9 protein-coding genes are annotated in these 13,790 nt (G+C 42.0%); all 9 read right to left on the bottom strand.

The window, feature by feature from the left end:
* Nucleotide 1 precedes the first annotated feature (1 nt).
* A complete protein-coding gene (gene rplC, locus ABC374_RS26260) occupies nucleotides 2–631 on the bottom strand; it encodes a 50S ribosomal protein L3 (RefSeq protein ID WP_034305028.1) in 630 nt (209 codons plus the stop codon).
* Nucleotides 632–671: 40 nt separating this feature from the next.
* The gene (gene rpsJ / locus ABC374_RS26255) at nucleotides 672–980 is read right to left on the bottom strand and encodes a 30S ribosomal protein S10 (RefSeq protein WP_019244375.1); all 309 of its coding nucleotides are present in this window, start codon (nucleotides 978–980) and stop codon (nucleotides 672–674) included.
* A gap of 419 nt (nucleotides 981–1,399) precedes the next feature.
* Nucleotides 1,400–2,587 (bottom strand): elongation factor Tu, encoded by a 1,188-nt coding sequence (gene tuf / locus ABC374_RS26250; RefSeq protein ID WP_054398381.1) that lies wholly within the window; start codon nucleotides 2,585–2,587, stop codon nucleotides 1,400–1,402.
* Between the two features lie 121 nt (nucleotides 2,588–2,708).
* On the bottom strand, nucleotides 2,709–4,787 hold the full coding sequence (gene fusA / locus ABC374_RS26245) for an elongation factor G (RefSeq protein WP_053537044.1): 2,079 nt from the start codon (nucleotides 4,785–4,787) through the stop codon (nucleotides 2,709–2,711).
* Between the two features lie 44 nt (nucleotides 4,788–4,831).
* Nucleotides 4,832–5,302, bottom strand: a complete 471-nt coding sequence (rpsG, locus tag ABC374_RS26240) for a 30S ribosomal protein S7 (RefSeq protein ID WP_048677878.1) — start codon at nucleotides 5,300–5,302, stop codon at nucleotides 4,832–4,834.
* 41 nt (nucleotides 5,303–5,343) lie between these two features.
* Entirely contained in the window at nucleotides 5,344–5,766 is a 423-nt protein-coding gene (gene rpsL, locus ABC374_RS26235; RefSeq protein ID WP_034305038.1) for a 30S ribosomal protein S12, read from the bottom strand.
* A 104-nt stretch (nucleotides 5,767–5,870) separates the two neighbouring features.
* On the bottom strand, nucleotides 5,871–6,119 hold the full coding sequence (locus tag ABC374_RS26230; protein ID WP_034305040.1) for a 50S ribosomal protein L7ae-like protein: 249 nt from the start codon (nucleotides 6,117–6,119) through the stop codon (nucleotides 5,871–5,873).
* 293 nt (nucleotides 6,120–6,412) lie between these two features.
* Complete coding sequence (gene rpoC / locus ABC374_RS26225; RefSeq protein WP_241593944.1) at nucleotides 6,413–10,012, bottom strand: DNA-directed RNA polymerase subunit beta'; 3,600 nt, start codon at nucleotides 10,010–10,012, stop codon at nucleotides 6,413–6,415.
* Between the two features lie 184 nt (nucleotides 10,013–10,196).
* Nucleotides 10,197–13,766: a DNA-directed RNA polymerase subunit beta gene (gene rpoB / locus ABC374_RS26220; protein ID WP_241593943.1), complete on the bottom strand. Its 3,570-nt coding sequence runs from the start codon at nucleotides 13,764–13,766 to the stop codon at nucleotides 10,197–10,199.
* Between the last annotated feature and the right edge of the window lie 24 nt (nucleotides 13,767–13,790).

The following is a 13,790-nucleotide window of genomic DNA, read 5'->3' as shown; positions in this document are numbered from 1 at the left end:
ATTACTTTGCTTTAACAGCAGTTTTAACTTTGATCAATGCTTTTCTAGCACCAGGTACATTACCTTTGATCAATAGTAGGTTACGTTCAACATCAACTTTAACGATAGCTAAGTTTTGAACAGTGATTTGCTCTCCACCCATACGTCCTGGTAAAAGTTTACCTTTGAATACGCGGTTTGGAGCTACAGGACCCATTGAACCTGGGCGACGGTGGTAACGAGAACCATGAGACATAGGTCCGCGAGATTGTCCATGACGCTTGATAGAGCCTTGGAATCCTTTACCTTTTGAAATTCCTGATACATCTACTAAATCGCCTTCAGCGAAAATACTTACATTGACTTCTTGACCGATCTCATATTCAGTAAGATCCGTTCCGCGGAATTCGCGAATGAAGCGCTTAGGAGTAGTATTTGCTTTTTCAACATGGCCCTTTTCAGGTTTGTTAGAAAGCTTTTCACGTTTGTTTTCAAAACCAACTTGAACTGCTTCATAGCCATCAGTTTCAACAGTTTTCTTTTGAAGAACCACGTTATTAGCAGCTTCGATAACTGTTACCGGAATAAGTTCACCGTTTTCAGCAAAAACTTGAGTCATACCGATTTTTCTTCCTAAGATTCCTTTGGTCATAAGTCACACCTCCTAGAGTAATTGTTCATATTTATATGAATTATAATTTGATTTCAATGTCAACGCCTGATGGTAAATCTAAACGCATCAATGAGTCAACTGTTTGTGGAGTTGGATTAACGATGTCGATTAGACGTTTATGCGTACGCATTTCGAATTGTTCACGAGAATCTTTGTATTTATGAACCGCACGTAGGATCGTATATACCGATCTTTCAGTAGGTAATGGAATTGGACCAGATACAGCCGCACCAGAACGTTTTGCAGTTTCAACAATTTTCTCAGCAGATTGATCAAGAATTCTGTGATCATATGCTTTTAAACGGATACGAATTTTTTGTTTTGCCATAATTTTCCCTCCTTTTCGCCTATTTTGAAATAGACCTTCTCAATGGAAATTTCCCACACACTCGCCATGGCAAAGCGGCCGGGTGTGTCAGCAACCTTCCATATCATCGCAGTCAAAGACCAACATTGTCTATTATACATAAAACACAAGCAGAACGCAAGTTAAACTTGAATTTTTCTTGTGCAGCACACTTTTATTATTATACATACTATCACAAGTATTTACAAGTACATTCTATATGGTCTTTCATATCCATTTTCTTCAATTCGATAATCCTCATGATACCGATTAAACACACTTCACTTTTACAGGTATTATAGAAGAAAGATTCAATATTCTTTAGAAAAAGAAAAGAAGCAGATGGCGTCCCATCTGCTTCTCCCGGAAGGCGTCCCTTCCAATATTGTTTTACGAATCAATTATTCTTGGATTGTAGCAACTACGCCAGCGCCTACAGTACGTCCACCCTCACGGATAGAGAATTTAGTACCTTCTTCGATAGCGATTGGAGCGATAAGTTCTACAGTCATTTCAATGTTGTCTCCAGGCATAACCATTTCTACGCCTTCAGGAAGGTTACAAATACCAGTTACGTCAGTTGTACGGAAGTAGAACTGAGGACGGTAGTTTGTAAAGAATGGAGTATGACGTCCACCTTCTTCTTTAGAAAGAACATAAACTTCAGCTTTGAACTTTGTGTGTGGAGTGATAGTGCTTGGTTTAGCAAGTACTTGTCCACGTTGGATATCTTCACGGGATACACCACGAAGTAGTGCACCGATGTTGTCACCAGCTTCAGCATAGTCAAGAAGTTTACGGAACATCTCAACACCAGTTACTGTTGTTGGTTTAGACTCTTCGTTGAATCCGATGATGTCAACAACGTCACCGACTTTAACTTGTCCACGCTCAACACGACCAGTAGCAACTGTTCCACGACCAGTGATTGAGAATACATCCTCAACTGGCATCATGAATGGTTTGTCAGTGTCACGAGTTGGTTCTGGGATATACTCGTCAACAGCTGTCATTAATTCATGAATTTTTTCTTCCCATGCTGCTTCTCCTTGAAGAGCTTTTAGTGCAGATCCTTTGATAACTGGAATGTCATCGCCAGGGAATTCGTATTCAGATAGAAGATCACGGATTTCCATTTCTACTAATTCAAGAAGTTCTTCGTCATCTACCATGTCGCATTTGTTCATGAATACTACTAGGTATGGTACACCTACTTGACGAGAAAGAAGGATGTGCTCACGAGTTTGTGGCATTGGGCCATCAGCAGCAGATACTACTAAGATTCCGCCGTCCATTTGTGCAGCACCAGTGATCATGTTTTTAACATAGTCAGCATGTCCTGGGCAGTCAACGTGTGCATAGTGACGAGTAGCTGTTTCGTACTCAACGTGTGCAGTAGAGATTGTGATACCACGTTCTCTTTCTTCTGGAGCACCATCGATTTGGTCATAAGCGCGAGCTTCTGCGCCACCAGATTTAGCAAGTACAGTTGTGATTGCAGCAGTTAGAGTTGTTTTACCATGGTCAACGTGACCAATTGTTCCAACGTTAACGTGCGGTTTTGAACGATCAAATTTAGCTTTTCCCATTAGGAATTCCTCCTTAAAATTATAAATAAAAGATTAAGTATATAAGGGCTGTGAAAGAAGACTAATTCTTCCATCACAGCTTACATAAGATAGTTATACTTTAATAAGAGATGAAAATCAATTATTCACCTTTATTTTTTTTGATGATTTCTTCAGAAATGCTCTTAGGTACTTCTTCATAATGATCGAAGTGCATAGAGAATGTTCCGCGTCCTTGAGTGTTAGAACGTAAGGATGTAGCATATCCGAACATTTCAGATAGTGGAACCATCGCTTTAACCATTTGCGTGTTACCGCGAGCTTCCATACCTTCTACACGACCACGACGAGATGTGATATCTCCCATGATGTCGCCTAGGTAATCTTCTGGAATAACTACTTCCACTTTCATGATAGGTTCAAGGATGACAGGACTACATTTAGATGCTGCATTTTTTAGTGCCATTGATGCAGCGATTTTAAATGCCATTTCATTGGAGTCAACGTCATGGTAAGATCCGTCGAATAATTTTGCTTTGATGTCGACTAGCGGGTAACCAGCAAGTACACCACGGTCAAGTGAATCAACTAATCCAGCTTGTACAGCAGGGATGTATTCACGTGGTACTACACCACCGACGATAGCATTTTCAAATTCGAAACCTTTACCTTCTTCGTTTGGACCGAATTCGATCCATACGTGTCCGAATTGTCCACGACCACCAGATTGGCGAACGAATTTACCTTCAACTTTGGCTGAACCACGGAAAGTTTCACGGTATGCTACTTGAGGAGCACCAACGTTTGCTTCCACTTTGAATTCACGACGCATACGGTCAACAAGGATGTCCAAGTGAAGTTCACCCATACCAGCGATGATTGTTTGACCAGTTTCTTGGTCAGTATGCGCACGGAATGTTGGATCTTCATCTTGTAGCTTTTGTAAAGCTTGAGACATTTTGTCTTGGTCTGCTTTTGATTTCGGTTCAACTGATAGTGAGATAACTGGCTCTGGGAACACCATGGATTCAAGAATTACTTGGTTCTTGTCATCACATAGAGTATCTCCAGTTGTAGTATCTTTCAATCCGACTGCAGCTGCGATATCCCCTGCGTATACAGTAGAGATTTCTTCACGGCTGTTAGCGTGCATTTGAAGGATACGTCCAATACGTTCACGTTTTCCTTTAGTTGAGTTGATTACATAAGATCCTGATTCTAATGTACCTGAGTACACACGGAAGAATGTAAGTTTACCAACGTAAGGGTCAGTCATAACTTTAAACGCTAAAGCTGAGAACGGTTCAGAATCATCTGAATGACGTTCCACTTCTTCTTCTGAATCCGGTAATGTACCTTTGATAGCTGGTACATCCAATGGAGATGGAAGGAAGTCGATAACGTTATCAAGCATTAATTGAACACCTTTGTTTTTGAAAGCTGATCCACAAATAACAGGGAAGAACTCAACATTAACGGTTGCTGTACGAATAGCTGCTTTCAATTCAGCAATGCTGATTTCTTCGCCGCCAAGGTATTTTTCCATTAAGTCTTCATTTACTTCCGCTACTGCTTCAATTAACTTTTCACGGTATTCTTCAGCTAATTCCCGGTGTTCTTCAGGAATTTCACCGACAGTGATGTCAGTTCCTAGGTCATTACCATAGAAATGAGTTTTCATTTCAATAAGGTCGATGATTGCAGAGAATTGATCCTCTGCTCCGATTGGTAACTGAACTGGGTGAGCGTTAGCTTGTAAACGATCGTGGATTGTTCCAACTGAATACAAGAAATCTGCACCGATTTTGTCCATTTTATTTACGAATACAACACGTGGTACACCGTAAGTTGTAGCTTGGCGCCAAACTGTTTCAGTTTGAGGCTCAACACCTGATTGGGCATCAAGTACAGCTACAGCTCCATCAAGTACGCGCAAAGAGCGTTCAACTTCAACTGTGAAGTCTACGTGTCCTGGTGTATCGATGATGTTTACACGGTGACCTTTCCACTGTGCAGTTGTTGCAGCAGAAGTGATCGTGATTCCGCGTTCTTGTTCCTGTTCCATCCAGTCCATTTGAGATGCACCTTCGTGCGTTTCACCAATTTTGTGGATTTTACCAGTGTAATATAGAACACGTTCTGTTGTTGTCGTTTTACCGGCATCGATGTGAGCCATGATACCGATATTACGAGTGTTTGCTAAGGAGAACTCTCTTGCCATTTGTCTTTCTCCTTCCTTCTATAAGGATTTTATAGTGATTGATCTTACCAGCGATAATGTGCGAAAGCTTTGTTGGCTTCAGCCATTTTGTGTGTATCTTCACGTTTCTTAACTGCTGCTCCAGTATTGTTGGCAGCATCCATGATTTCATAAGCTAAACGCTCTTCCATCGTTTTTTCTCCACGAAGGCGAGAGTAGTTTACTAACCAACGAAGTCCTAGAGTCGATTTGCGATCTGGACGCACCTCAACTGGTACTTGGTAGTTAGCTCCACCCACACGGCGTGCTTTTACTTCTAGTACAGGCATGATGTTTTTAAGTGCTTGATCGAAAACTTCGATCGGCTCATTGCCAGTACGTTCTTTGATTAAATCAAATGCAGAGTAAAGAATTTTTTGTGATTTACCTCTTTGTCCATCAACCATTAATTTGTTGATTAAGCGAGTCACAAGTTTTGAATTATATATTGGATCTGGTAATACGTCTCTTTTCGTTACAGGTCCTTTACGAGGCATTGTATTTCCTCCTTTCAAGAAAGTTCAATTTTTGTTTAAGATTATTTTTTTGCTGCTTTCGGACGCTTAGTACCGTATTTAGAACGGCCTTGCATACGATTGTTAACTCCAGCTGTATCAAGAGCACCACGTACGATATGGTAACGTACCCCTGGTAAATCTTTTACACGACCGCCACGGATAAGAACCACGCTGTGTTCTTGTAGGTTGTGACCGATACCTGGGATATAAGCTGTTACCTCGATACCGTTTGTTAAACGTACACGCGCATATTTACGTAACGCGGAGTTTGGTTTTTTCGGTGTCATAGTACCCACACGAGTGCAAACACCACGTTTTTGCGGAGATGATACGTTAGTTTGTGCTTTTTTAAAGCTGTTGTAGCCTTTGTTAAGTGCTGGAGATTTTGAATTAACCTCTTTAGACTCGCGTCCTTTACGCACTAATTGATTAATAGTAGGCATTACATTTTTCCTCCCTTCACGTTTTCATTTCTAGTACCACACATCCAGGTGGTTCATAAATGGGTAAAAACAAAGTCTTTGCAAATATTATTGCAAAAACATCTTTACTTTTTGATGGCAACAGTTGCTGCTCCGACATCAATACCACATGCTTTGCCAAGCATTCTCATCGAATCAACATATGTGATAGGAACATCCAATTCTTTGGCAGTCTCAACGACACGCCCAGTCAAGTATATATCTGCATCATCAGCGATGATAACTTCTTGAATTAAATTGTTTTTAAGAGCTCTAACTGCTTGCTTCGTCCCTATAATCACTGACTTTGCCTGTATTACTTTTTCATAAGACATGGTCCATATCCTCCAAAGTTACAGGGTAACATAGGAGCACCTTTGCTATAGTATCATTATTAGTCGGATACTGTCAACTTCTTTCAAAAAAATAATTCTAGCAAAAGGTTTTCCTTACATAATTCTATCAAGATTATTAATTTGCCTAAACGGAATATATCAAATCCTCATAGGGCATTTCAGCCGGCCATGAGTAATAAGAGAGACCAGCTCAATAAATTCTGATCCTTCAGCTCCAATAGTAACCAGGAGAGCGGTTTTCAGTATAAATGATTGAGCTGGTCCATTTTCCTTTAATCCACTGTTACTGTATCGGCACTTTCGTCACCAACGACGACAGGGTTTGCTTTTCTGTATCTAAGCATTCCCGTTCCTGCTGGGACAAGTTTACCGATGATGACATTTTCTTTAAGACCAAGCAATTCATCACGTTTTCCTTTTATTGCTGCATCAGTCAAGACTCTAGTCGTTTCTTGGAATGACGCTGCGGACAAGAAGGAATCCGTTTCTAGAGATGCTTTTGTGATACCTAGCAATACAGGGCGGCCTGTAGCTGGTAATTTGTTGGTCAGCAATGCATCTGTGTTTGCAGTAGTGAACTGGTTAACATCCAATAATGTTCCTGGAAGCACTTCAGTTTCACCTGCATCAAGCACACGGACTTTACGCATCATTTGTCTAACCATTACCTCGATATGTTTATCACCGATTTCAACACCTTGCATCCGGTATACTTTTTGAACTTCATGAAGCAGGTATTCCTGAACAGTAAGCACGTCTGTAACCTTCAGCAATTCTTTCGGATCGATGGAACCCTCTGTCAACTCTTCCCCACGACGGACAGGTGTATCAACAGTTACTCTTAGACGCGCTGTGTACGGCGCAGTATACGTGCGTGATTCAACAGCACCCTGAACGACGATTTCCTGTTGTTTATCGCGAATTTCATTGATCGAAACAATCGTTCCTTCGATTTCAGAAATGACAGCTTGACCTTTAGGATTTCTCGCTTCAAATATTTCTTGGATACGAGGAAGACCTTGAGTGATATCGTCCCCGGCAACCCCACCTGTATGGAATGTACGCATCGTCAACTGTGTACCAGGTTCTCCGATGGATTGAGCGGCAATAATACCGACTGCTTCGCCCACTTCAACTTCTTGACCGGTAGCCAAGTTGCGTCCATAACATTTTTTACATACACCATGGCTGGTGTTACATGTAAAGGCAGAACGGATCCATGCTGTTTCAATTCCAAGTGATTCAATATAATTAGCAAGATCTTCAGTAATAAGATCGTTTTCAGCCACGATTACTTCATTTGTTTCAGGATGTCTGATCGCTTTTCTTGCATAACGGCCCACTAGGCGCTCTTCAAGATGCTCGATTATTTCAGTACCCTCTCTTAAGGCTGAAATTTTCAAGCCGCGGTCCGTTCCACAATCGTCATCACGGATGATGACATCTTGGGCAACGTCAACAAGTCGACGGGTAAGGTAACCGGAATCGGCTGTTTTAAGGGCTGTATCGGCAAGACCTTTACGCGCACCATGTGTAGAGATGAAGTACTCCAACACTGTTAAACCTTCACGGAAACTTGATTTGATCGGTAATTCAATGATACGTCCAGCCGGGTTGGCCATCAAACCACGCATACCCGCAAGCTGCGTAAAGTTGGAAGCATTACCACGGGCACCGGAGTCACTCATCATGAAGATCGGGTTGCGTCGGTCCAGTGAGTCCATAAGTTTGGACTGGATGGTATCCTTGGCAGCACTCCAGATGGAAATGACGCGATCATAACGCTCATCCTCTGTAATTAGACCACGTCTGAACTGTTTCAAGACGTTATCCACTTTGGTTTGAGCCTCAGTAATGATTTCTTGTTTTTCTTTTAAAACGACAATATCAGCCACACCAACGGTAATACCGGCTTTTGTCGAATATTTGAATCCAAGATCTTTCATCCGGTCAAGCATTTTGGATGTTTCGGTAATTTTAAAGCGTTTAAAGACTTCCGCGATGATATTTCCAAGAATTTTTTTCTTGAAAGGATCGATAGCAGGTTGAGCCTTAATCAATTCAGGGATATTAGCGCCTTTTTCCACAAAATATTTCTCTGGAGTTTTGGTTTCCAAATTATATCGTGTCGGCTCGTTAATATACGGGAATGATTTTGGTAAAATTTCATTGAAGATCAATTTACCGACAGTGGTAATAAGCAGTTGGCGGTTTTGTTCTTCAGTGAATGTTTCATTATTCAGTGATGATGCATGTACGGCACAACGGGAATGTAAGTGTACATATCCGTTTTGGTATGCAAGCAATGCTTCACTTGTATCTTTAAAGATCATACCTTCGCCGATAGCGCCTTCTCTTTCCAACGTTAAGTAATAGTTACCTAATACCATATCTTGAGAAGGTGTAACGACAGGTTTACCATCTTTAGGGTTCAAAATGTTCTGTGCTGCAAGCATAAGCATACGTGCTTCGGCTTGGGCTTCAGAAGATAGAGGAACGTGGACCGCCATTTGGTCACCGTCAAAGTCAGCGTTGTAAGCTGTACATACAAGCGGATGCAAACGAATTGCGCGACCTTCAACCAACGTTGGTTCAAACGCTTGGATACCAAGTCTATGAAGAGTCGGTGCACGGTTCAATAGTACTGGGTGTTCTCTAATAACTTCTTCAAGCACATCCCATATTTCAGGAGATAAACGTTCAATTTTACGCTTAGCGGATTTGATGTTATGCGCTAGACCTCTTTGAACAAGCTCCTTCATAACGAATGGTTTGAATAATTCAATCGCCATTTCTTTAGGAAGACCACATTGGTACATCTTTAAGTTTGGTCCTACTACGATAACGGAACGGCCAGAGTAATCAACACGTTTACCAAGAAGGTTTTGACGGAAACGACCTTGTTTACCTTTTAACATGTGAGATAAAGATTTTAACGGACGGTTACCAGGTCCAGTTACCGGACGGCCGCGACGGCCATTATCGATAAGAGCATCGACAGCTTCTTGCAGCATACGCTTCTCATTTTGAACGATAATGCTTGGTGCTCCAAGATCCAGTAATCTTTTCAAACGATTATTACGGTTGATAACACGGCGATATAAATCATTTAGATCAGATGTGGCAAAACGTCCTCCATCAAGTTGAACCATAGGACGAAGTTCCGGTGGAATTACCGGAAGCACGTCAAGGATCATCCATGAAGGCTCATTTCCGGAGTTACGGAATGCCTCAAGCACTTCCAAGCGTTTGATAGCACGGGTTCTGCGTTGTCCTTGAGCTGTTTTAAGCTCCTCTTTCAACGACTCTACTTCCTTTTCCGTATCAATATCTTGTAAAAGTTTTTTAATAGCTTCCGCACCCATGGCAGCTTGGAATTTCTTACCGTATTTTTCACGGTATGTACGATATTCTTTTTCAGAAAGAAGCTGTTTCTTTTCTAAAGTTGTATCGCCCGTTTCAGTTACGACGTAAGATGCAAAGTAAATAACTTCTTCCAAAGCCCGTGGAGACATGTCAAGTACAAGTCCCATACGGCTAGGAATACCTTTAAAATACCATATGTGTGAAACTGGAGCTGCCAGCTCAATATGACCCATACGCTCACGACGCACCTTAGCACGAGTGACTTCAACGCCACAACGGTCACAGACTACGCCTTTATAACGAACACGTTTATATTTTCCGCAATGACATTCCCAGTCCTTTTGAGGTCCAAAAATTCTCTCACAGAATAAACCGTCTTTTTCTGGCTTTAGCGTACGATAGTTGATTGTTTCTGGTTTTTTAACTTCTCCATGGGACCAAGAACGAATCTTGTCTGGTGAAGCAAGACCAATTTTCATATACTCAAAATTATTAACGTCTAACAAGGGGCCTACCTCCCTTTTAATCTCCAGGTTTAACCCTTGATTGCCGTCAAATATCAGGCAATCTTACACCGGATGATGGTTGATTGAATCAATAAGGCTCTAACAAGGCAGCATGATCTTCCAATGAACATCTCGCTGCCAGTCAGAGCGGGTAATATATAACTAGATATGTTTATATTTAATTTTATTCTTTGACAGGTGCCCCTACTTCGGAAGCAACCATATCTTTAGTTTCTGAATCAAGGCTTAATTTGTCTGCTTGGTTGGCTTCATCTTCATCTTCCAAATCACGCATTTCGATTTCACGATCTTCGGCATTGAGGATTTTAACATCCAATCCTAAACTTTGAAGCTCCTTAATCAATACTTTGAATGACTCAGGAACGCCTGGTTCAGGGACATTTTCACCTTTAACAATCGCTTCGTACGTTTTCACACGACCGACGACATCATCTGATTTAACGGTTAGGATTTCTTGTAATGTATAAGCAGCACCATAAGCTTCAAGTGCCCATACTTCCATCTCACCGAAACGCTGTCCACCAAATTGCGCTTTACCACCAAGTGGTTGCTGCGTAACAAGGGAGTAAGGACCAGTTGAACGTGCATGAAGTTTATCATCGACCATATGTGCCAGTTTGATCATATACATGACACCAACTGATACACGGTTATCGAAAGCTTCACCTGAACGGCCATCATAAAGGACAGTTTTTGCATCACGGGACATCCCGGCTTCTTCAATCGTACCCCAAACATCTTCCTCTGTGGCACCATCGAATACAGGAGATGCTACATGGATGCCAAGTGCGCGTGCAGCCATACCTAAGTGAAGCTCCAGCACCTGACCGATGTTCATACGTGAAGGTACACCCAATGGGTTTAACATGATGTCGACTGGAGTGCCATCCGGTAAATAAGGCATATCTTCTTCAGGAAGAATCCTGGAGATTACCCCTTTGTTACCATGTCGTCCAGCCATTTTATCGCCTTCATGGATTTTACGTTTTTGAACGATATATACACGTGCGAGTTGGTTTACACCAGGAGGCAGTTCATCGCCGTCTTCTCTGTTGAATACTTTAACATCAAGAACGATTCCTCCGCCGCCGTGAGGTACACGAAGTGATGTATCCCTTACTTCACGTGCTTTTTCACCGAAGATTGCATGTAATAGACGTTCCTCGGCAGTCAGTTCCGTTACACCTTTAGGCGTTACTTTACCAACGAGAAGGTCTCCGTCTTTCACTTCAGCACCCACACGGATAATTCCGCGCTCATCAAGATTACGAAGCGCATCTTCCCCTACGTTAGGGATATCACGGGTGATTTCTTCAGGCCCTAATTTTGTATCGCGTGATTCAGATTCATATTCTTCAATATGAATAGAAGTGTACACATCATCTTTAACCAATCGTTCACTCATGATGATGGCATCTTCATAGTTATATCCATCCCATGTCATGAAGGCAACCAATACGTTACGTCCAAGTGCCAACTCACCTTTTTCCATTGAAGGACCATCAGCAAGAATTTCACCTTTTACGACGTTGTCGCCAACACTGACGATAGGGCGTTGATTATAGCACGTTCCTTGGTTGGAACGAATGAATTTTAATAGACGATATTTATCAAGATTTCCTTTTACTTGCTGTCCGTCTACTTCACTTACCCTACGTACCCATACTTCACGTGATTCAACGTGCTCTACGATACCAGGGTGTTTACAGATTACAGCAGCACCGGAGTCTTTCGCTGAAACATACTCCATACCCGTTCCGACTCGAGGGGCTTCCGGTTGAAGCAAAGGAACTGCTTGACGTTGCATGTTCGCTCCCATAAGGGCACGGTTGGAGTCATCGTTTTCCAAGAAAGGAATACATGCAGTCGCAGCAGATACAACTTGTTTAGGAGATACATCCATGTAATCTACGCGGTCACGCGGAACAACGGTATTTTCACCGCGGAAACGTGCAACAACATCATTATCAAGGAATGAGCCGTCATCCGACAGTCGTACATTCGCTTGGGCAACTACATAATTATCTTCCTCATCAGCTGTTAAGTAATCGATTTGGCTTGTAATTCTACCTGTTTCAGGGTCCACACGACGATATGGTGTTTCAATGAAGCCATATGGGTTTACCTTTGCAAAACTGGATAACGAGTTAATCAAACCAATATTCGGTCCCTCAGGCGTTTCAATCGGACACATGCGACCATAGTGGGAATAATGAACGTCACGTACTTCAAAGCCAGCACGCTCACGTGTCAGACCACCAGGTCCCAATGCAGATAGACGACGTTTATGCGTCAATTCAGCAAGCGGATTCGTTTGATCCATGAACTGGGAAAGCTGTGAGCTTCCAAAGAACTCTTTAATTGATGCAATGACCGGGCGAATGTTGATTAGTTGCTGCGGAGTGATTGTATTCGTATCCTGAATGGACATTCTTTCACGAACAACACGCTCCATACGGGATAAACCAATTCTAAATTGGTTTTGCAGCAATTCACCAACGGAACGCAGACGACGGTTACCTAAATGGTCAATGTCATCCGTGATTCCCACACCATGCAATAAGTTAAAGAAATAACTGATGGAAGAAATGATATCAGCCGGTGTAATGTTTTTGACCTGGTCGGTCACATATGCATTACCGATGATATTGATCACTTTTTCGCCTTCGGCATCGTTTGGTGCAAACACTTTAATAGGTTGTAGAAGAGTTTCTTCTTCCACTACACCACCTGATGGATGGAATGTTTTGAATCCGATTCCACCTTCGATATGAGGCAGGATCCTATCAAGAGTCCGACGATCAAGCATTGTACCTTTTTCAACGATGATTTCACCTGTTTCAGGATCAATCAAAGTCTCTGCAATACGTTGTCCGAATAAACGGTTCTTGATATGCAGTTTTTTGTTTATTTTATAACGGCCTACATTAGCTAAATCATAACGTTTTGGATCAAAAAAGCGTGATACTAAAAGACTTTTCGCGTTTTCGACAGTAGGCGGTTCACCTGGGCGTAGACGCTCATAGATTTCCAGTAATGCTTTTTCCACACTCTCGGTGTTATCCTTTTCAAGAGTGTTGCGAAGGTATTCGTTGTCTCCGATCAAATCGATGATTTCTTGATCTGTTCCGAATCCAAGAGCACGCATTAATACCGTGATCGGTAATTTCCTGGTGCGGTCGATTCGAACATACACAACATCCTTGGCGTCTGTTTCATATTCGAGCCATGCGCCACGATTAGGAATAACGGTCGCAGAGAATCCAAGCTTACCGTTTTTATCCATTTTCCCATTATAGTAAACACTCGGTGAGCGCACTAATTGGGATACAATTACCCGTTCAGCACCATTGATGACAAATGTACCTGTTTCAGTCATCAGCGGGAAGTCACCCATAAATACATCCTGGTCTTTCACTTCCCCTGTTTCTTTGTTAACAAGGCGCACTTTCACACGAAGTGGTGCAGAATACGTAACATCGCGTTCCTTTGTTTCTTCCACAGAATACTTCGGCTCAGCTAAGCTGTAATCGATGAATTCTAACGATAAATTACCTGTAAAATCCTCAATAGGAGAAATATCCTGGAACATTTCCTTTAAACCTACATCTAGAAACCATTGATAAGAAGCTGTTTGAATTTCAATCAGATTCGGAAGGTCCAAAACCTCACTGATTCTTGCATAACTTCTACGTTGGCGGTGTCGTCCATACTGAACAAGTTGACCTGTCAACTGATTCACCCCTTAAATCAAGCG

It is taken from the genome of Peribacillus phoenicis (assembly GCF_047238085.1).
Lineage (GTDB): Bacteria > Bacillota > Bacilli > Bacillales > DSM-1321 > Peribacillus.
The sequence above is the reverse complement of the archived record's forward strand: the minus strand, read 5'-3'. Positions and strand labels throughout refer to the sequence as shown.